The following is a 19,331-nucleotide window of genomic DNA, read 5'->3' on the forward strand; positions in this document are numbered from 1 at the left end:
CCAACGCCAAGGGCCCGCCATGTCCGTTCCGATCCTCCACGCCTATTGGCGCTCGGGCACCTCCTACCGCACGCGCATCGCCCTCAATCTCAAGGGCCTGGCCTATGAGACCGCGCCGGTCGACCTGCGCGCGGGCGAGCAGAAGTCGGACGCCTACCGCGCCCTGAACCCGCAGGGCCTGGTGCCGGCCCTGGAGATCGACGGGGCGGTGCTGACCCAGAGCCCGGCCATCCTCGAATGGCTGGAGGAGGCGCATCCGACGCCGCCCCTGCTGCCGGCCGACGCGGTCGGCCGCGCCCATGTCCGCGCCATGGCCGCCCTGGTCGCCTGCGACATCCATCCGCTGAACAACCTGCGCATCCTGCAGACGCTGAAGAACGACCTCGGCGCGGGCGAGGATCAGGTCAAGGCCTGGACGGCCCGCTGGATCGGCGACGGCTTTTCCGCGCTCGAGGCGTTGATCGGCCGGCACGGCCGCGGCTGGGCCTATGGCGATGCGCCGACCCTGGCCGACTGCTGCCTGATCCCGCAGGTCTATTCGGCCGAGCGCTTCGAGGTCGACCTGTCGCCCTATCCCCGCATCCGCGCCGTCGCCGAGCAGGCGGGGGGGCACCCGGCCTTCGCGGCGGCCCGTCCCGACCGCCAGCCGGACGCCGGCTGAAATCCTCGCGGCGAAGGCGCGCCGCCACGGACACGGTTGCGGCCGCGCCCGCTTTCCGGTCTAACCCCGCCAGTTGCGGCGTGAGGAGGCTTCGATGCTGAAGGACCTGATCGACAACAACCGGGCCTGGTCGCGAGGCAAGACCCAGGTCGACCCCGAATTCTTCCGTCGCCTGGAAAAGCAGCAGAGCCCCGAATACCTGTGGATCGGCTGCTCCGACAGCCGGGTTCCGGCCAACGAGATCGTCGGCCTCGACCCGGGCGAGCTGTTCGTGCACCGCAACGTCGCCAACCTGGCGCCGCCGCAGGACGCCAACTACCTGTCGGTGCTGCAGTTCGCCGTCGAGGTGCTGAAGATCAAGCACATCATGGTCGTCGGCCACTATGGCTGCGGCGGCGTGGCGGCGGCGGTCGACGGCCAGCGGCGCGGCCTGGTCGACCACTGGCTGCACCCGATCCGGGAAGTCTACGCCGAGCACCGCGACGAACTGGAGGCCCTGGCCGAAGGCAAGCCGCGCCACGACCGGCTGGTCGAGCTGAACGTCATCCGCCAGGTCAAGAACGTCGCCTCGGACGTCTTCGTCCAGGACGCCTGGGCGCGGGGCCAGGAGCTGGCGGTCCACGCCTGGGTCTATTCGCTGGCCGACGGGCTGGTCACCGACCAGGGCGTGACCATCGCCGGGGTCGAGGATTTCCGCCGGGTCTGGCCGCGCGGCTGATCCAAAGGCCGGGCGGGCGGCTCAGCCGCCCCTGACCCGCACCTTGGCGGCGGCCTTGCGCCCCTGCTCGTCGACCACGACCAAGCGGTAGAAGCCGGCCGTCGCCGGCCGCCAGACCACGCGCCCGCTCAAGGGGTCGGCCGCCAGGGGCCGGCCGTCGACGTACCAGCGCAGCCCCTCGCCGCTGGCCGCCAGCACCAGCCCGCGCGAGCGGGGGCCCAGGGCGTCGACCTGCACCGCCGCGCCGTCGGGCGGGAAAATCAGGCGCGGCCCCTCGGAGACCGCCCTCTCGAGGGTGCGCAGGCCCTCGGGCGCGGCCTTGGGGGCGATGGGGCGCGGCGCCGAGACCGGCGCGTCGATGGCGTCGGCGGCGTCGAACAGCAGCGGCAGGGCCGCGTCGCGGCCGGTCAGCCCGCCTCGCGCGCCGCCGTCGGCCCGGCCCGTCCAGACCACCACCGCATAGCCGCCGACCACGCCGGCCGCCACGGCGTCGCGGAAGCCGTATGAGGTGCCGGTCTTGAAGGCCATGCGCGGCCCCCGCTGGGTCAGGGCCGAGGGCGCCCGCCCGCGCGGCGCCGGCGCCTCGCGCAGGATGTCGAGGATCTGGGCGGCGGTGTCGGCGCGCATCAGCCGCACGCCGCCCTGTCCCGGCCGGCGCGCCGCCTCGGCCTCGGTCCAGGCCAGGGGCTTGGCGACGCCGCCGTCGCCGAGGGCGGCGTAGAGCAAGGCGACGTCGCGCAGGGTGATCCCCTCGCCGCCCAGGGCCAGGGCCAGGCCCGCGTCCTGGGCCGGACCGGCCGGCCGCACCAGCCGCGCGCCGCCGGCCTCCAGCCGCGCCTGGAAGGCGTCGGCGCCGATCTTCTCCAGCGTGGCCACCGCCGGCACGTTCAGCGAATAGGTCAGCGCCTCGCGGGCGGTGACCTTGCCGTGGAAGACGTGGTCGAAGTTCTCGGGCTGGTAGTCGCCAAAGCGGCGGGCGGCGTCGTCGATCTGGGTGTCGGGGGCCGCCACCCCGTCGTCGAAGGCGAAGGCGTAGATGAACGGCTTGAGGGCCGAGCCGGGCGAGCGCAGGGCCCGGGTCATGTCCACCCAGCCGCCCGGCCGCTGCAGCCCGGCCGAACCGACGGCGGCCCGCACCGCGCGGTTGCGGATCTCGACCACCAGGATCGCGGCCGAGACCTGCTCGCCCTGGGCCCGGGCCGTCTCGGCGGCCAGAGGCTCGAGCCGCGCCTGCAGGGCGCCGTCGAGGGTCGCCACCACGCTGGCCTGGCCCGCCGGGGCGTTCGCCGCCAGCTCGCCGGCGACGTGCCAGGCCCGGGCCGGGAAGCCCAGCCGTCGCGGCAGGGCCTCGGACTGGGCCTCGGCCGCCTGGGATTCGGTGAGGACGCGGGCGCGGACCAGCTTGTCGAGCACCGCCTGGCGGCCCCGGCGCGCGGCCTCCGGCCGACGATCGGGCCGGCGCGCCTCGGGCGACTGCGGCAAGGCGATCAGCAGCGCCTGCTCGCCGTCGGTCAAGGTCTCGGGCTCGTGGCCGAAATAGGCCAGGCTGGCGGCGCGCACGCCCTCCAGATTGCCGCCGTAGGGCGCCAGGGTCAGGTACAGGGCCAGGATCTGCCGCTTGGACAGGTGGGCCTCCAGCTGGGCGGCCCGGACCATCTCGATCAGCTTGGCGGCCAGCGTCCTGGGGCGCGGCTCCAGGAGGCGGGCGGTCTGCATGCTCAGGGTCGAGGCCCCCGAGCGCACGCGGCCGGTGGCCGCCGCCCGGGCGCCGGCGCGTAGCACCGCCAGGGGATCGATGCCGGGATGGACCCAGAAGCGGGCGTCCTCCACGGCGACCAGCCGCCTTAGGAATATCGGGTCGGTGCGGTCGAGGTCGGCGCGGATGCGCCAGCGCCCGGCCTCGACCGGCAGGGCGCGCAGCCAGCCGCCGCGGCGGTCGAGCGCCACCGGCGACGAGCGCCGCGCCTTGCCCATGTCGACCGGGAAGGCCGCGTCCAGCCCGATCGCCGCGGCCTCGAGCGCCACCAGCCCGATCAGGCCGAAGACCAACAGCCGCATGGCCCCGCGCGGGCCGCCGCCCAGCCTCTTGAACGCCCGAAACGCCCTCACCCTATGCCCGGCCCGCTCACGGCCCCGTCGCGATGGCCGCGCGCCCGCCGGCCGAGCGCGCGAAGACCTGGGGCCGGTACATGTCCTTGGCCTGGGTCCCGGGCAGGAAGAAGTCGCCGGGGGTCACCGCGCGGGCGACATAGGCGAACGAGAACGGCTTGCCGCCGTCCAGGGTCATGGCCGCGACATAGCGGTCGTCGCGGCTTTCCTGGATGCTGGGGCTGGTCAGCACGCCGAGGAACCTGAACGGGCCGCCGCCGGAGCCGCTGGCCGGCTGGGCGTCGTCGGGGCCCAGGGTGGTCTCGATCTCGAAGCCGGCCGGCAGGGGGTCGTCGACCACCAGCATCATCGAGCGGCCCTGGCGCGACACGCCGGAGACGCGGACGATCACCCGGTCGCCCTGGCGCAGCTTGGCCGGGTCGGCCGGCTGGCCGGTCATGGTCCACAGGCTCTTGGCCACGGTCAGGCCCTGGGCCTCGGCCGCCGGCGCGGCGAGGGGCACGCCCGCCACCGTCACCGTGCGCCACAGGCCGCCGCCGCCGGCGTTGACGAAGCGGGCCGAGGCCAGCTTGCCCACCGCCCAGCGCGGCGCGCCGGCGGTGGCCGACAGGCCGATAAGGTCGCCCTGGGCCTGGATCTTGACCGGCCCGGCCGCCTTGAGCATGGCGTGGGCGGCCTGCAGCAGGCGGGCCTGCTCCTGGGTGTTCAGCTGGTCCGGGTCGCGCACGGCGCCGTCCAGCCGGCTCTGCAGCGGCCGGGCGAGGTCGGGCGCGCCGGCCTCGTAGGCCAGGGCGATGACGGCGGCGAGGTCGCGCAGCGGGCTCTGGTACCAGTCGACCTCGTCGCGATAGCCCAGGGCCTCGACCGCCTGGCGCAGGCTGTCGCGGGCGCGGGCCTTGTCGCCCATCAGGGCCAGGCCGGCGCCGATCTGGGCGCGGGCGAGCGGCGAGGACTCGTTCTTCATCTGCACGTCGTGCCACCAGCGCAGCCGGGCGAGGTCGCCGCGTCCGCCCTTGGCCAGCACGTAGAGCGCATAGGCCGAGGCGCGGCTGCGCAGGCGGGCCGTCGCCTTCTTGGCCTCGTCGTCGGTGCGCCACCAGCCGCGCGGCGATTCCAGGCGATAGGACACCGAGGCCCAGCCCTCCGGCCGCGAGACCTGGCGCATGGCCGCCAGGGCCCGATCGACGGCCCCGTCGGGCACCGGCGCGCCCTGGTTGCGGGCCTCGATCAGGAAGTCGGTGGCGAAGGCGCCCAGCCAGGGGTCGGCCTCGCCGTCGCCCACCCGCCACAGGCCGAAGGCGCCGTCGAGGGTCTGGCGGTCGAGCAGCTTGCCCACCGCCTCGTTGAGGCCGACGGTCGAGCGCCGCACCTTGGCGTCCGACGCCATCTCGGCGGCGTAGAGCAGCGGATAGGCCGTCGAGACCAGCTGCTCGGTGCAGCCGTAGGGATAGCGGTTGAGCGCCAGGGCCACGGCGCCGGGGTCGAAGCCCTTGAACGGCGAATAGCTGACCTGCAGCGTGACGCTGCCGGCGGCGAGGCCGCGCATCAGCTCCGGCGAGGGCGTGAACGCCTGTCCCGCCCCCTGCAGCTCGGTGACGGTGCGGGTGACCGGGCCCCAGCCCAGCCGGGTCTGGATCGGATAGTCCTTGCTGGTCGAGAAGCCCGGCCCGGTGACCTTGAAGGCCACCTGGCCGATCCCGGCCACGGTGGGCGCGTTCAGGGGCGCGTGCTCGGCCACGCGCTGGCCCAGCAGCAGGTGGAACAGCTTCTTGAACGGCGCCAGCACCCCGCCGCCGCCGGCGATCTCGGCGACATAGTCGCCGACCTTGCCTTCGAGGTTGTGCAGTTCGAGCGTGGCCACCGCCTTGTCGCCCGGGGCCAGGAACCGCGGCAGGTTGAGGTCGGCGACCACCGGCTGGCGCACGGTCATCGGCTTGGAGGCCGAGCCGACGGCGGCGTCGGTCCAGGCCACGGCCATCACCCGCAGCTCGCCGTTGAAGTCGGCCGCCGGCAGCTTCACCGTCGTCTTGCCGTCGAGGCCGGTCTCGACCACCCCCGACCACAGGGCCACCGTCTTGATCGGCGTGACGGTCAGGCCCTCGCCGCCGATCTCGTCGGCCCCGAAATTGACGTTGGCCGGCGGGCCGAGATTGGGATCGAGCAGGCGGCCGTAGTCGTCGCGGTAGTCGACGGTCAGCGCCTTCTTGCCGAAGTACCACTTGGCCGGGTCGGGGCTGTCCTGCTTGGTCAGCCGCAGCACGCCCTCGTCGACGGCGGCGATGGTGACGTGGGCCCGCTGGCCCAGGCCTAGGCCGTGCACCGCCACCGGCACCGACACCGGCGCCTTGGAGTCCAGCTTGACCGGCGTGCCGAGATCGACGGTCAGCTTGCGGTTCTTGGGGTCGAGCGGAACATAGACCAGGCCCAGCGCCCGTCGGGGCTTGGGCGAGGACGCCGGGTCGCGCGGCTGGATGACGCTGACCAGCACATAGGCCCCGCCGCCCCAGGCGGCCGAGGTCTTCAGCTTCAGGCTGGCGCCGTCCTTGCCGACGCTCAGGGTCTTGAAGTCGATCAGGCGGTCGGTGGCGACGGCGACCTGCGCCTCGCCGGCGTAGGGCGCCTTGAGCGTCAGCTCGACGGTGTCGCCCTGGGCGTAGCTCCGCGTGCCGGCGCTGACGCGCACGACGTCGGGGCTCTCGCCCTCGCGCGCCGGCGCGCCCCAGCCGGCCGAGAACCGGGTCACGGTCTTGGCGCCGTCCGGCCCCTCGACCACGAGGCGATAGTCGCCCCAGCCCAGCCGGCGCGCGTAGCGCAACGCCGCGCCCGCCGCGACGTCGCCAGACCCCTTGGCGGCGACGACGTCGCGGCTGGTGCGCCGCCATTGCCAGCGGCCGTTCTGCTGGAACCAGTCGTAGTCCCAGTTCTCGGTGATCAGGGTCCAGCTCACCCCGGCGGCGGCGACGCGACGGCCGGCGGCGTCGACGGCGATGATGTCGATATTGGTCGGCGACTGGTTGCGCGCGCCGAAGCCGCCGCCGTCGCCGGGATCGACCTTGACCCCCAGATAGAGCGGCTTCGGCCGCACCTTCAGCGTCAGGCCCTCGCGCACCGGCCGGCCGCCCGGCTCGAACACCGAGGCGGTGACGGCGGCGACCAGGGGCTGGCTGGCGCCGGCGCCCTGACTGGAATCGACGGCCAGGGCGGCGTGGCCGGCCCCGTCGGTGACGGTGGCCGACAGCTCGACCAGCTTTTCCTCGAAGGGGGTCTGCTCGTCGCCGAAACGATAATCCTTATACTGAGGAAATGGGTTGGGATCGACGCGCAGGCGGGCCTCGCCCTGGGTCTGCAGCCCCGCGCCCGGCGCCCCGTAGAGGAAACGGGCCGTGACGTCGACGATGCGCGTCTCGCCGGCGGCCACCGGCCGGTCGGCCTGGCCGACGGCGGTCACCGCCAGCCGCTGCGGCGCGAAGTCCTCGACCGAGAAGCTCAGCGCGCCGGCGTCCTGCTCGACGCCCTCGAAGCGCAGCTTGGCGGTCCAGCGGCCGCGCGGGGCGCTCTTGGGCAGGGCGACGTCCTGGGCGACCGCGCCGGCCGGGGCCTTGTCGAAGGCGAAGCGTTTGAACTCCACGCCCGAAGGGCGCAGCACCACCAGCTCGCCCTTGCGGCCCTCGACGCTGCGCGCCTCGCGGTCGCGGACCATGGCCACCAGGTGCACGGTCTCGCCCGGACGATAGATGCCCCGGTCGGCGTAGAGATAGCCGTCGATGTCGGTGGCCACCGTGCGGCCGGCCGTGGTCGCGCCGGAGGCGTTGGGGTCGGCCCGGCCGCCGACGCCCTGCTTGGACAGGTCGACGGGCGAGCGGTCGAGATCGAGCACCGCCAGGTCGCCCTGCGGTCCATAGGCCATCAGCATCTTGGCCGCGCCCGCCCCCTCGCCTTCCAGCAGCGGATGCAGGAAGCGCACGCGGCCGGCGGCGTCGGTCCGGCCCTCGGCCAGGTCCTCGCCGTTCTTGGCCACCAGGGCCACGCGCACGCCGGCCAGCGACTTGGCGGTCTTCAGCGAACGCACCGTGACGTCCAGCGCCTCGGAGCCGGTGTAGGAGACCAGGGCCATGTCGGTGAAGATCACCCAACGCCGCGCCTGGGCCGGCGGATTGGGGTCGTAGCTGTCGTGGTCCTTGTCCTTCTTCAGGTCGCGGCCGCCCGAGGCGTCGCGCGCCTTGATGACATAGCCGCCCGGCTTCATCTCCTTGAGCACGGCGCCCAGGGGGAAGACGGTGGTCACGCGCTGGCCGGCGTCGCCCTTGACCGCGACCTCGCCCTTCCAGACCACGCGGCCCTCGTCGTTGGGACTGTCCTCGCCGTAGTCGTCGGCGTACTGGCCCTCGCCGGTCGGGTCGGGCGCGGCGATGGACTTGCGCACCAGGTTGCGGTCGGGCACGCGCCAGACCTCGATGGCCAGCTTCTGGACGTTGACGGTCTCGATGCCGACGCCGTCGGAATCCTCGCGCGGCAGGACGACGCCGTTGCCGGCGAAACCCACATAGGGCGGCTTCTCGCCGAAGGTGAAATCGACGTCGGCGTTGGCCTCCAGGGTCTCGCCGCCCTTGGCCGGCAGGCCCTTGAGCAGGGTGATGCGGCGGTCGGCGAAACCGATGCCGGCGACGCACAGCTCGTCGTTCCTGACGCTGACGGCTGGGGTGCGGCCGAGGTCCGGCGAGACCAGCACATAGTCGGCGTAGGACTTGCCGGGGTCGAGGTCGCGGCTCAACTGGATGCAGGCGGCGGGAGCGGCGCCCGAGGTGTCGAGGCGGCTCTTCCACACCGCGAACCCTTCGGGCTTGGCCGGACCGGCGCGGCGGGCCCCGGCCGCGCGCGGCTTGCCGAACAGCGGCCAGGAAAAGCCTTTGTCGGCCTGGGCCGAGGCCTCTCCGCCCCGGTGCGGGAACAGCTTGCCGACGGTCTGGGCGGTCAGCACGCCGCCGCCGAAGCCGACGACGAGCGCGCCCGCCGCGGCGATTCCGACGGCGCGGGTCAGCCAGGAGCCCTTGCGGGCGGCGGGCGGCGGGGACGGCGGCGGGGCGGATTGCGGCTCGTTCGGCGTCCCGTCGGTCATGCGCCCCTCCTTGTCGCCCCGCGCGCGAACGCCTGCGCGGGGCTCGCTCCTGGATGGAAGCGCAAGCCCCGTGCGGGGTCAATGCGTCCGCCGCTGTTCCGTTCCGCGCTCCGGCCTCCCGGGGGCTCCCCGGCTCGTTCAGCGCAGGGCCAGCGTCACCGACTTGACCTGCACATAGTCGTCCAGGCCGTAGACCGAGCCCTCGCGGCCGTAGCCCGACTGCTTGACCCCGCCGAACGGATTGGCGGCGTTGGAGACCAGGCCGGAATTGACGCCGAGCACGCCGGCCTCCACCGCCCGGGCCGCCCGCATGGCGCGGTCGAGGTCGCGGGTGAACACGAAGGCGGCCAGGCCGAACTCCGAGGCGTTGGCGCGGGCGATCGCCTCGTCGTCGCTGTCGAAGGCGAACACCGGCGCCACCGGGCCGAAGGTCTCCTCGTGCAGGAACATCTCGTCGTCGCCGCCGTCGAGGACGGTGGGCTGGTAGAAGCCGCCGCCGAGCGCGTGTCGGGCGCCGCCGGTCAGGACCCGGCCGCCGGCGGCCACGGTGCGGGCCACATGGTCCTCGACCTTGGCCAGGCCCTTGTCGTCGATCAGCGGGCCGATCTGCGCGCCGGCCTCGAACGGCTTGCCGACCTTGAGCGCGGCGACGGCGGCGGCCAGCCTGTCCAGATAGGCCTCGCGCACGCGGGCGTGGACATAGATGCGGTTGGGGCAGACGCAGGTCTGGCCGGCGTTGCGGAACTTGCCCTTGATCGTCCCCTCGACCGCGACGTCGAGGTCGGCGTCCTCGAACACGATCAGCGGCGCGGCCCCGCCCAGCTCCATCGACAGCTTCTTCAGGGTCGGCGCGCACTGGGCCGCCAGCAGCCGGCCGACCGGGGTCGAGCCGGTGAAGGACAGCTTGCGGATCAGCGGCGAGCCGGTCAGCACGCCGCCGATCACCGCCTGGTCGCCGGTGACCACGCTGAACGCCCCCGGCGGCAGGCCGGCCTCCAGCGCCAGCTCGGCCAGGGCCAGGGCGGTGAACGGCGTGGCCGAGGCCGGCTTGAGCACCACCGTGCAGCCGGCGCAGAAGGCTGCGGCCGCCTTGCGGGTGATCATGGCGGCGGGGAAGTTCCACGGCGTGATCGCCGCCACCGGCCCGACCGGCTCCTTGAAGGTCAGCACCGTGTCGCCGGCCGAGGTGGCGATCACCTCGCCGTCCATGCGCTCGGCCTGGCCGGCGAACCAGCGGATGAAGGAATTGGCGTAGCGAACCTCGCCCAGGGCCTCGGCGTAGGGCTTGCCGTTCTCCAGCGAGATCAGGGCGGCCAGGGCCTGCTCGGCGGCGTCGACGCGGTCGGCCCAGGCCGAGAGGAAGCGCCCGCGCTCGACCGGCTTGCGCCGCGACCAATCGGCGAACGCGGCGGCAGCCTGGGCGACGGCCTCCTCGACCTGGGCGGCCGACAGCCTGGGGACCGAGCCCAGCCTCGTCCGCTCGGCGGGGTCGTCGACCTCGACCGCGCCGTCGCCGGCGACCCAATGGCCGGCGACCAGCGCCTTGTCGCGGATCAGCGCCCGGCCGGCGGCGGCGTGGGCGGCGAGGCTGGCCTCGGTCATGGCGGAGCTCCTAGTCTGGGGGCGGCGTCTAGCAAACGCGCCAGGGCGCGGATGGCGCCGTCTTGCCGCTTGCTTTCCGTATGGGTCAAACAGGCATAGTCCGTCTGCAAAGAAAACGGTGTTCGACCATGGACCTGATCTCCTACGAACGCGACGGCCCGCTGGCGGTCGTCACCATCGAGCGGCCCGAGCGGCGCAACGCCGTCGACCTGGCGACCGCCCATGCGCTCTACGCCGCCTTCCAGCGCTTCGAGGCCGAGGAGGACGCCGCCGTCGCCATCCTGCAGGGGCGCGGCGGGCATTTCTGCGCCGGCGCCGACCTCAAGGCCGTGGCCGAGGGCGAGGGCGAGACCGGCCGGCGCGTGGCCGAGGACGGCGAGTTCGGGCCGATGGGTCCGACGCGGATGCGGCTCTCCAAGCCGGTGATCGCCGCCGTCGAAGGCTACGCCGTGGCCGGCGGCCTCGAGCTGGCCTGCTGGTGCGACCTGCGGGTGGCGGCCGAGGGCGCGACCTTCGGCGTGTTCTGCCGGCGGTTCGGCGTGCCGCTGGTCGACCTGGGCACCGTGCGCCTGCCGCGCCTGATCGGCCAGTCGCGGGCCATGGACCTGATCCTCACCGGCCGCCCGGTCGACGCGCGCGAGGCGCTCGACATCGGCCTGGCCAACCGCATGGTCGCCGACGGCCAGGCGCTGGAGGCGGCCAGGGCGCTGGGCCGCCAGATCGCCGCCTTCCCCCAAGGCTGCCTGCGCAACGACCGCGCCTCGGCCCTCGACCAGTGGAGCCTCGACTGGGAGGCCGCCACGCGCCGCGAGGCCCGCCTGGGCCTTGCGACCATGCGCTCGGGCGAGACCGTCCTCGGCGCCAAGCGTTTCTTTTCCGGCCAAGGCCGGCACGGGAGTTTCCAATGAGCGAGAATCTGGCCCCCCTGTTCACCGAGCGGCAGCAGGGAACCTTGCCCGACCTGCTGAACCTGCGATGGGAGCTTGTGCAGTCCGGGCTGGTGCGCGGCAGTTTCACGGTCGAGGGCAAGCACATGGCCCCCAACGGCTTCCTGCACGCGGCCACCGTCATCGCCCTGGTCGATTCGGCCTGCGGCTACGGCTGCATGGCCTCGGTCCCCGCCGGCGCCGCCGGCTTCACCACCGTCGAGCTGAAGTCCAACTTCCTCGGCACCGCCCGCGAGGGCGTGGTCTCCTGCGAGGCCCGCCTGGTCCACGGCGGCCGCATGACCCAGGTCTGGGACGCCGAGGCCAAGCACGACGACACCGGCAAGACCATCGCCCTGTTCCGCTGCACCCAGATGGTATTGTGGCCGAGATGAAAGAAGGCCTCCCATCGCCGGGAGGCCTTCAATTTCACCGAAGCTGGGACGATGGCTAGGCAAGGCCCTTCAGTTCGCTGACGAGGTCGGTCTTTTCCCAGGAGAAGCCGCCGTCGTTGTCGGGCGTGCGGCCGAAGTGGCCGTAGGCGGCGGTGCGGGCGTAGATCGGCTTGTTGAGGCCGAGGTGCTCGCGGATGGCGCGCGGGGTGGCGCCGCCGACCAGTTCGGGCAGGGTCTTTTCCAGCAGTTCCGGATCGACGCGGCCGGTGCCGTGCAGGTCGACATAGAAGCTGAGCGGCTTGGCCACGCCGATGGCGTAGCTGATCTGGATGGTGCAGCGGTCGGCGAGGCCGGCGGCGACGACGTTCTTGGCCAGGTAGCGGCAGATATAGGCCGCCGAGCGGTCGACCTTGGTCGGGTCCTTGCCCGAGAAGGCGCCGCCGCCGTGCGGAGCCGCGCCGCCGTAGGTGTCGACGATGATCTTGCGGCCGGTCAGGCCGGCGTCGCCGTCCGGGCCGCCGATCTCGAAGCGGCCGGTCGGGTTGACGATCCACTTGGTCTTCTTGGTGACCAGCTCGGCCGGCAGCACCGACAGGACGTAGGGCTTGATCACCTCGAGCACGCGCTTGGAGGTGGCGATCTTGCCGTCGATGCGCTTCTTGTGCTGGTGGCTGACCAGCACCGACAGGATCTCGGCCGGCTTGCCGTTCTCGTAGCGCAGGGTGACCTGGCTCTTGGCGTCCGGCTCCAGCTCCGGACGCTCGCCCGAATGGCGCACGCGGGCCAGTTCGCGCAGGATGTTGTGGCTGTACTGCAGCGGCGCCGGCATCAGCTCCGGGGTCTCGCTGGTGGCGTAGCCGAACATGATGCCCTGGTCGCCGGCGCCCTCTTCCTTCTTGTCGGAGGAATCGACGCCCTGGGCGATGTGGGCCGACTGGCCGTGCAGGTGGCAGGCGAACTTCGCCTTCTGCCAGTGGAAGCCCTTCTGCTCGTAGCCGATGTCCTTGACCGCCTGGCGGACCTTGGGCTCCAGGTCCTTGATGATCTGCTTGGTCTGGTCCTTGGAGGCGCCGCGCACCTCGCCGGCCAGCACGATGCGGTTCGTCGTCACCAGGGTCTCGCAGGCGACGCGGGCCTCGGGCTCGGCGGCCAGGAAGGCGTCGACCACGGTGTCGGAGATACGGTCGGCGACCTTGTCCGGATGGCCTTCGGACACGCTTTCGCTGGTGAAGATGTAGGACGAACGGCTCACCCGGGATCACTCCAATGGCGCAGGCCGCAGGCGGCGCGGGACATGAGCAGTCGTCGCGCCGTCGGCGGCCGTCAGGGACGGCCACCATATAAAGACATGTTTATATCTGCAAGCGACCCTTTGCGCGGGGACGCTGTTAGAAAAGCTGAGGCAGGGCGCGACGATCAGTCGCTGCCTTCGCCCGCTTCTTCTTCCTCGACCAGGGCCCTGACGAGATCGAGCACGCGCTTGCGGACGCGGGGGCGTTTGATCTTGGGGAACAGTTCGGCCAGGGCCATGCCCTCCGGCGTCATCAGGAGTTCGTTGACGAACTGGGCGCCGCCCGGTTCAGACAGTCCTCCGGCCCGTCCGGCGATGGGATCGGGCAGTCCGTCGAAGAAATCGATGATAGGACGCCGCAAGGAACAGGCGATTTCATAAAGCTTGGACGCGCTGATACGGTTGGCGCCGCGCTCGTATTTTTGGACCTGCTGAAAGGTCAGCCCAAGATCTTCAGCGAGCTTTTCCTGGCTTACACTGAGTTGTTTTCGGAAGGTCCGCACTCTGGCGCCGACGTGGATGTCGACGGGATTAGGGGACCGTTCAAGATCAGTTTTATCTACCATAGCTGGCGCCGCGCTTTCTCTATCGGCCCCGTAATAGTCACCTCAATTGGGCGGAACCGGGGCGAAATAATTCTGATCTGTACGCTGATGTGACCGACGCGACACAACCGCGCCGACCGCGGAGAATCCGATCAACACCCAGAATAGTAGATCGCCCGCGCGGGAAAAAAAGGTCGGTTTTAGTTTTTCCGGCAACTGCGCGTCGATGAAGCCTTTTTTCCCTAAACCCAGGCTGGCGTCCGGCAGGGGGCGGCCGAACGGGTCGATCACGGCCGACACCCCGGTCGGCGTCGCCCGCACGATGGGCAGCCCCTCCTCGATGGCCCGGTAGCTGGCCAGGTTGAGGTGCTGGATCGGCCCCGACGTGGCCCCGAACCAGGCGTCGTTCGAGACGTTGACGATCCAGTCCGCCCGCGCGCCGGAGGCGGCGGCGCCTTCGCGGGTGAAGCCTGGAAACAGGCTCTCGTAGCAGATCAACGGCTGGACGGAGGGCAGTCCGGGCACGACCAGCGGGCGCGGGCGCGGGCCGGGCATGAAGCCGTCGCCGACATGCACCAGCTTCTTGAACCCGATCCGCGACATCACCCCGTCCATCGGCATGTATTCGCCGAACGGCACCAGGCGGAACTTGTCGTAGAGGCCGACGACGCGCAGGTCCCCGGCCTCGCCGGCGCGCACCGCCGCCAGGCTGTTGTAGTAGGTCGGACGCTCAGGCGGGCCGGCGACGCGATAGGCGCCGACCAGCAGGGTCTGGCCGGGCCGCAGCGCCCCGGCGATCGCCGCGCGCGTCCAGGTCCCGGGGGCCAGGTAGTCGTTGACGGCGGCCGGCACCGCGCCCTCGGACCAGACCACGACGTCCGGAACCCGGGCGCCCGGCCGGGCGGTCAGGCCGACATAGCGGTCGACGATCGCGGCGAAGCTCTCGGCGTCGTACTTGCTTTCCTGGCGCACGTCGGCCTGCACCACCCGGATCAGGGGCGCGTCGGGCCGGCTCGGCGCGGGGCGGGAAAGACGGACGAGGCCGAAGCCGTAGAGGCCGGCCACCACCACGCCGGCGGCGGCCAGGGCGCCCAGCGTCGCGCGGCCGGGCCGGCGGCCCTCGATCAGGCCGGGCGCGGCGGCGGCGGCCACGGTGACCCAGCTCAGCCCGTAGGCGCCCAGGACGCTGGCCGCCTGCGAGGGCGCCGAACCGGCCCGCCACGCCTCGCCCGGCAGATTCCAGGGAAAGCCGGTGAGGACATGGCCGCGCAGCCATTCGAACAGGCAGAGCACGCCGGCGAAGACGACCAGCCGCAGCACGCCGACGGGCCGCAGCAGGCGATAGACCAGCCCCGCCGCGCCCCAGAACAGGCCGAGCCCCCCCGCCAGCAGGGCCAGGGCGATGGGGGCCATCCAGCCCTGGTTGGCGGCGTCGACCAGGAAGGCCTCGGTCACCCACCACGTCCCGACCGCGAAATAGGCCGTCCCCGCCAGCCAGCCGCGCCAGAAGGCGCTGCGCAGCGGCTTGGCGGGCTCGGCGCGGTCCAGCAGCCAGAGCATCAGGCCGAAGCCGGCCAGGCCGACGACGAGGCCGAACGGCGGGAAGGCCAGGGCCGGCGCCAGCCCGGCGACAGGCGCCAGGACCCAGGCCGGCGGCCGGCGCGGCGGACCGGAAGCCGTCGCCGCCGTCACGCCGGGGCCGGGCTTTCCGCCGGACGGGCGTCCAGGGCCGCCGCGCGCCGCACCCGCAGGCGCTTGACGCGGCGCGGATCGGCGTCGGTGATCTCGAAATCGAAGCCGGCGGGATGGGCGATGACCTCGCCGCGCTGGGGCACGCGCCCCGCCAGGGTCGAGACCAGGCCGCCGACGGTGTCGATCTCCTCCTCCTGGTCCTCGGGCGTCAGGCTCACGCCCAGGGCGGCCTCCAGGTCCTCCAGCGGCGCGCGGGCGTCGGCCTCGAACACGCCGCCGGGACGGGCGATCACCTGGGCGGCGGCGGCCTCGTCGTGCTCGTCGGCGATGTCGCCGACCACCGCCTCGACCAGATCCTCCATGGTCACCAGCCCGTCGGTGCCGCCGAACTCGTCGATGACCAGGGCCATGTGGATGCGGCTGGCCTGCATGCGCAGCAGCAGGTCGGCGGCCCGCATCGAGGCCGGCACGTACAGCACCTCGCGGCGCAGGCGGTGCAGCACCGGCTCGGTCCCGGCCGGACGGCGGGCCTCGTCGGCCAGCAGCTTGAACACGTCCTTGACGTGGACCACGCCGACCGGGTCGTCGAGGGTGTCGCGATAGATCGGCATGCGCGAGTGCTCGATCTCGACGAACTCGCCGACCACCTCGTCGAACGGCGTGGAGATCTCGATCGCCGCTATGTCGGCGCGCGGCGTCATCACGTCCTCGATCCGCAGGCTCTTGAACGCCTCGGCCTGGTCGACGATGTCGACGGCGCGATCCGCCGCCGAGCCGGAGGGCTGGGGAACGGCGGCCGGACGGCGGCGCAACCGTTTGAGGAACGCCCGGACGCCGCGGCTCTTCGGCGGCGTCTCGGGCCTGGGACTCTGATCGTCGCTCGGCATGTGCGCCGGTCTGGCTCCGTTGTGGGGGAAGGGCCTGCGCCGCTTCCGGACTTGCGAGGCTAAAGCCTTTTTCGCTTCCGTTGAACTGGGAAACGCGCCGGCGCGCCGGGACGCGGCCTCAGTCGCGCTCGGCGTAGGGGTCGGCGACGCCCAGGCTGTCGAGGATGCGCCGCTCCAGGGCCTCCATCGCCTCGGCCTCGACCTCGTCCTGGTGGTCGTAGCCGACGAGGTGGAGGACGCCGTGCGCAACCAGATGCTGCAGATGGTCGGCCAGCGGCTTGCCCTGGGCCTTCGCCTCGGCCGCGCAGACCCCAAAGGCCAGGGCGACGTCGCCCAGCAGGCCCTCTGGATTCGGCGGCGCGGGGAAGGACAGCACGTTGGTCGGCGAGTCCTTGCGGCGGAACTGGCCGTTCAGCTCGCGCACGGCGTCGTCGTCGGCCAGCAGCACCACCGCCGAACCCGAGCGGCCGGCGAAGGCCAGGGCCGCGTCGGCGGCGGCGCGCACGCGGTCGGCCGCTTCGGGCAAGGCCGCCAGCCAGGCGTCGTCCTCGATCTCGATGTCGATCATCGACGCCCGCCGCCATCGCGCGCCGCGTCGGCGTCGTAGGCCTTGACGATGCGCTCGACCAGGGGATGACGCACCACGTCCTCGGCGGCGAAGCGGGCCACGGCGACGCCCTTGACCCCTTCGAGCAGGCCGACGGCGTGCGACAGGCCCGAATCGGCGCGATTGAGCAGGTCGACCTGGGTCGGGTCGCCGGTCACCGCCATCTTGGCCCCCTCGCCCAGGCGGGTGAGCACCATCTTCAGTTGCAGGCGCGAGGCGTTCTGCGCCTCGTCGACGATGACGAAGGCGTGGTTCAGGGTGCGGCCGCGCATGAAGGCGATCGGAGCCACCTCGATCTCGCCCTTGTCGCGGCGGCGGCGCAGCTGGTCGGCCCCGAGGATGTCGGACAGCGCCTCCCACACCGGCGCCATGTAGGGGTCGACCTTCTCGTTCATGTCGCCGGGCAGGAAGCCGAGCCGCTCGCCGGCCTCCACCGCCGGACGGGTGACGATCAGGCGGTCCACCTCGCCGCGCAGCAGCAGGCCCGCGCCATGGGCCACCGCCAGGAAGGTCTTGCCGGTGCCCGCGGGGCCGACGCCGAACACCAGGTCGTGCCTGGCCAGCAGGTCGAGATAGCGGGCCTGGGCGGCGGTCTTGGCCGCCACGCCGCCGCGGCGGCCGACCGGCAGGGCCGCGCCGCCGGGGCCGGCCTCGCCCGTCCGCGCCGAGGCGATGGCCACGCGAACGTCGGCCTCGGTGACCTCGGTCCCGGCGTCGGCGCGCCGGGCCAGGGCCTGGACGGCGCGCTTGGCCGCCACCCGGTCCTTGGCCTGGCCCGACAGCGACACCCCGCCGCCGGGGGTCTCGACCAGCACGTGAAAGCCGTCCTCGATCAGGGCGGCGTGGCGGCTGTTGGGGCCGGAGACCGCCCACAGCGCCGCTTCGGACAGCGGCACGAACTCCTGACCGGCCGAACTCAAGCGGGCTCCATCGCGGCATGCCCGGCCAGGACGCCGGCCAGGCTCATCTTGGCGGCGCTCTCGATCCGTACGGGAACGATCTGGCCGATCAGGCCGTCCGGCGCCTCGGCGTGGACCGCCTGGAGGTAGGGGCTGCGGCCGACCACCTGGCCGGCGTGGCGGCCGGGCTTTTCGAACAGCACCGGCAGGGTGCGGCCGACGCAGGCGGCGTTGAAGGCGCGCTGCTGTTCGTCGAGCAGGTCGAGCAGGCGGGCCAGGCGCTCTTCCTTGGCCTCCTCGGCCACCTGCAGCGGCATGGCCGCGGCCGGCGTGCCCGGACGGCGGGAATATTTGAACGAGAAGGCGCTGGCGAAGCCGACGGCGCGGACCAGCTCGAGCGTCGCCTCGAAGTCCTTGTCGCTCTCGCCGGGGAAGCCGACGATGAAGTCGCCGGACATGGCAATGTCCGGGCGGGCGGCGCGGATCTTCTCGACCAGGCGCAGGTAGCTCTCGGCGGTGTGGGCGCGGTTCATCGCCTTCAGCACCTTGTCCGAGCCGGCCTGCACCGGCAGGTGCAGATAGGGCATCAGCTGCGGAATCTCGCCATGGGCGGCGATCAGGTCGTCGTCCATGTCGCGCGGGTGGCTGGTGGTGTAGCGGATGCGGTCGAGGCCCCCGATATCGGCCAGTCGGCGGACCAGCTCGGCCAAGCCGCCTCCCTGGCCGCCCGCATAGGCGTTGACGTTCTGGCCCAGCAGGGTGACCTCGCGCACGCCCTTGTCGGCCAGGCGGCGGGCCTCGTCGAGGATGTCCTGGGCCGGGCGCGAATATTCGGCGCCGCGGGTGTAGGGCACCACGCAGAAGGTGCAGAACTTGTCGCAGCCTTCCTGCACGGTCAGGAAGGCGGTGACGCCGGCGACATGGCGCTCGGCCGGCAGGCCGTCGAACTTCTCGTCGGCCGAGAAGTCGGCGGCCAGGCGCTGGCCCGAGGCGCGGTGGGCGCGGGCGATCAGCTCGGGCAGGCGGTGATAGGACTGCGGCCCGACCACCAGGTCGACCGCCGGCTGGCGGGCCATGATCTCCTCGCCCTCGGCCTGGGCGACGCAGCCGGCCACGGCCACGGTCATCTGGCCGCCGGCCTCGGCCTTGCGTTCCTTCATCCGCCGGATCTGGCCGAGCTCGGAATAGACCTTCTCGGTGGCCTTCTCGCGGATGTGGCAGGTGTTGAGCACGACGAGGTCGGCGCCCTCGGGCTGGTCGGTGACGCCGTAGCCCAGCGGGCGCAGGACGTCGGCCATGCGCTCGCTGTCATAGACGTTCATCTGACAGCCGTAGGTCTTGATGTAGAGCCGCTTTTGCGGCGCTTGATCGGTCATGGACGGCGTTATGGGGTCGCGGGGGGCGCGACGCAAGTTTCGCCCGGTCGCGGACGGGGCGGGTTATTCCTCGATCGGCACGCCGTAGAGTTCGAGCCGGTGGTCGACCAGCTTGTAGCCCAGCTTGCGGGCGATGGCCGCCTGCAGGGCCTCGATCTCCTCGTCGACGAACTCGACGACCTTGCCGGTCTTCATGTCGATCAGGTGGTCGTGGTGGACCTCGGTCGCCTCTTCGTAGCGCGAGCGGCCGTCGCGGAAGTCGTGGCGGGCGATGATGCCGGCCTCCTCGAACAGGCGCACGGTGCGATAGACCGTGGCGATCGAGATGTGCGGATCGACTTCGTGGGCGCGACGGTACAGCTCTTCCACGTCCGGATGGTCGGAGGCCATGGACAGCACGCGCGCGACCACGCGGCGCTGGTCCGTCATGCGCATGCCTTTTTCGATGCAGAGTTTCTCGATGCGGTCCACGCGGCGAATCCCAGACTGAATGCGGCCACAACATAG

General features: G+C 72.4%; 15 protein-coding genes. 4 read left to right on the forward strand and 11 right to left on the reverse strand.

Annotated elements, in window-relative coordinates; translation table 11 throughout:
* Positions 1 to 19 precede the first annotated feature (19 nt).
* A complete protein-coding gene (gene maiA / locus C5708_RS05175; RefSeq protein ID WP_242918583.1) occupies positions 20 to 661 on the forward strand; it encodes a maleylacetoacetate isomerase in 642 nt (213 codons plus the stop codon).
* 94 nt (positions 662 to 755) lie between these two features.
* Positions 756 to 1,379 (forward strand): carbonic anhydrase, encoded by a 624-nt coding sequence (locus tag C5708_RS05180; RefSeq protein WP_242918585.1) that lies wholly within the window; start codon positions 756 to 758, stop codon positions 1,377 to 1,379.
* Positions 1,380 to 1,400: 21 nt separating this feature from the next.
* Here the strand turns inward: C5708_RS05180 and pbpC are convergent, their stop codons facing one another.
* The 3 genes from pbpC to C5708_RS05195 all read right to left on the reverse strand — a co-directional run bounded on the left by pbpC (position 1,401) and on the right by C5708_RS05195 (position 10,206).
* Positions 1,401 to 3,437, reverse strand: coding sequence for a penicillin-binding protein 1C (gene pbpC, locus C5708_RS05185; protein WP_242918587.1), 2,037 nt, complete (start codon positions 3,435 to 3,437; stop codon positions 1,401 to 1,403).
* A 67-nt stretch (positions 3,438 to 3,504) separates the two neighbouring features.
* Positions 3,505 to 8,604 (reverse strand): alpha-2-macroglobulin, encoded by a 5,100-nt coding sequence (locus C5708_RS05190; protein ID WP_242918589.1) that lies wholly within the window; start codon positions 8,602 to 8,604, stop codon positions 3,505 to 3,507.
* Between the two features lie 138 nt (positions 8,605 to 8,742).
* Positions 8,743 to 10,206, reverse strand: a complete 1,464-nt coding sequence (locus C5708_RS05195) for an NAD-dependent succinate-semialdehyde dehydrogenase (RefSeq protein WP_242918591.1) — start codon at positions 10,204 to 10,206, stop codon at positions 8,743 to 8,745.
* Positions 10,207 to 10,334: 128 nt separating this feature from the next.
* Here C5708_RS05195 and C5708_RS05200 point away from each other — a divergent pair, with 128 nt between their 5' ends.
* The gene (locus tag C5708_RS05200; RefSeq protein WP_242918593.1) at positions 10,335 to 11,114 is read left to right on the forward strand and encodes a crotonase/enoyl-CoA hydratase family protein; all 780 of its coding nucleotides are present in this window, start codon (positions 10,335 to 10,337) and stop codon (positions 11,112 to 11,114) included.
* Positions 11,111 to 11,527 (forward strand): PaaI family thioesterase, encoded by a 417-nt coding sequence (locus C5708_RS05205; RefSeq protein ID WP_242918595.1) that lies wholly within the window; start codon positions 11,111 to 11,113, stop codon positions 11,525 to 11,527. Before C5708_RS05200 ends, C5708_RS05205 begins: the two co-directional genes overlap by 4 nt.
* Positions 11,528 to 11,582: 55 nt before the next feature.
* Here the strand turns inward: C5708_RS05205 and metK are convergent, their stop codons facing one another.
* The 8 genes from metK to C5708_RS05245 form a co-directional block, all read right to left on the reverse strand.
* Positions 11,583 to 12,779 (reverse strand): methionine adenosyltransferase, encoded by a 1,197-nt coding sequence (metK, locus tag C5708_RS05210; protein ID WP_242918597.1) that lies wholly within the window; start codon positions 12,777 to 12,779, stop codon positions 11,583 to 11,585.
* A 164-nt stretch (positions 12,780 to 12,943) separates the two neighbouring features.
* Complete coding sequence (locus C5708_RS05215; RefSeq protein WP_242918599.1) at positions 12,944 to 13,384, reverse strand: helix-turn-helix domain-containing protein; 441 nt, start codon at positions 13,382 to 13,384, stop codon at positions 12,944 to 12,946.
* Between the two features lie 42 nt (positions 13,385 to 13,426).
* The gene (gene lnt / locus C5708_RS05220) at positions 13,427 to 15,055 is read right to left on the reverse strand and encodes an apolipoprotein N-acyltransferase (RefSeq protein WP_347566997.1); all 1,629 of its coding nucleotides are present in this window, start codon (positions 15,053 to 15,055) and stop codon (positions 13,427 to 13,429) included.
* The gene (locus tag C5708_RS05225; RefSeq protein ID WP_242918601.1) at positions 15,052 to 15,942 is read right to left on the reverse strand and encodes a hemolysin family protein; all 891 of its coding nucleotides are present in this window, start codon (positions 15,940 to 15,942) and stop codon (positions 15,052 to 15,054) included. Before C5708_RS05225 ends, lnt begins: the two co-directional genes overlap by 4 nt.
* A 118-nt stretch (positions 15,943 to 16,060) precedes the next feature.
* Positions 16,061 to 16,510 (reverse strand): rRNA maturation RNase YbeY, encoded by a 450-nt coding sequence (gene ybeY / locus C5708_RS05230; RefSeq protein WP_242918603.1) that lies wholly within the window; start codon positions 16,508 to 16,510, stop codon positions 16,061 to 16,063.
* The gene (locus tag C5708_RS05235) at positions 16,507 to 17,469 is read right to left on the reverse strand and encodes a PhoH family protein (protein ID WP_242918605.1); all 963 of its coding nucleotides are present in this window, start codon (positions 17,467 to 17,469) and stop codon (positions 16,507 to 16,509) included. The genes ybeY and C5708_RS05235 overlap by 4 nt, the downstream gene beginning before the upstream one ends.
* Entirely contained in the window at positions 17,466 to 18,824 is a 1,359-nt protein-coding gene (gene miaB, locus C5708_RS05240; protein ID WP_242918607.1) for a tRNA (N6-isopentenyl adenosine(37)-C2)-methylthiotransferase MiaB, read from the reverse strand. The genes C5708_RS05235 and miaB overlap by 4 nt, the downstream gene beginning before the upstream one ends.
* A 63-nt stretch (positions 18,825 to 18,887) precedes the next feature.
* Positions 18,888 to 19,295, reverse strand: coding sequence for a Fur family transcriptional regulator (locus C5708_RS05245; protein ID WP_242918609.1), 408 nt, complete (start codon positions 19,293 to 19,295; stop codon positions 18,888 to 18,890).
* Positions 19,296 to 19,331: the final 36 nt, after the last annotated feature.

It is taken from the genome of Caulobacter sp. CCUG 60055 (genome assembly GCF_022750545.1).
Taxonomy (GTDB): domain Bacteria; phylum Pseudomonadota; class Alphaproteobacteria; order Caulobacterales; family Caulobacteraceae; genus PUIC01.

Coding starts and splice junctions, on each gene's coding strand:
- C5708_RS05195 (WP_242918591.1), bottom strand. CDS start 10,206: ATGACCGAGGCCAGCCTCGCCGCCCACGCCGCCGCCGGCCGGGCGCTG.
- C5708_RS05200 (WP_242918593.1), top strand. CDS start 10,335: ATGGACCTGATCTCCTACGAACGCGACGGCCCGCTGGCGGTCGTCACC.
- C5708_RS05190 (WP_242918589.1), bottom strand. CDS start 8,604: ATGACCGACGGGACGCCGAACGAGCCGCAATCCGCCCCGCCGCCGTCC.
- maiA (WP_242918583.1), top strand. CDS start 20: ATGTCCGTTCCGATCCTCCACGCCTATTGGCGCTCGGGCACCTCCTAC.
- C5708_RS05225 (WP_242918601.1), bottom strand. CDS start 15,942: ATGCCGAGCGACGATCAGAGTCCCAGGCCCGAGACGCCGCCGAAGAGC.
- miaB (WP_242918607.1), bottom strand. CDS start 18,824: ATGACCGATCAAGCGCCGCAAAAGCGGCTCTACATCAAGACCTACGGC.
- ybeY (WP_242918603.1), bottom strand. CDS start 16,510: ATGATCGACATCGAGATCGAGGACGACGCCTGGCTGGCGGCCTTGCCC.
- C5708_RS05180 (WP_242918585.1), top strand. CDS start 756: ATGCTGAAGGACCTGATCGACAACAACCGGGCCTGGTCGCGAGGCAAG.
- pbpC (WP_242918587.1), bottom strand. CDS start 3,437: ATGCGGCTGTTGGTCTTCGGCCTGATCGGGCTGGTGGCGCTCGAGGCC.
- C5708_RS05205 (WP_242918595.1), top strand. CDS start 11,111: ATGAGCGAGAATCTGGCCCCCCTGTTCACCGAGCGGCAGCAGGGAACC.
- C5708_RS05215 (WP_242918599.1), bottom strand. CDS start 13,384: ATGGTAGATAAAACTGATCTTGAACGGTCCCCTAATCCCGTCGACATC.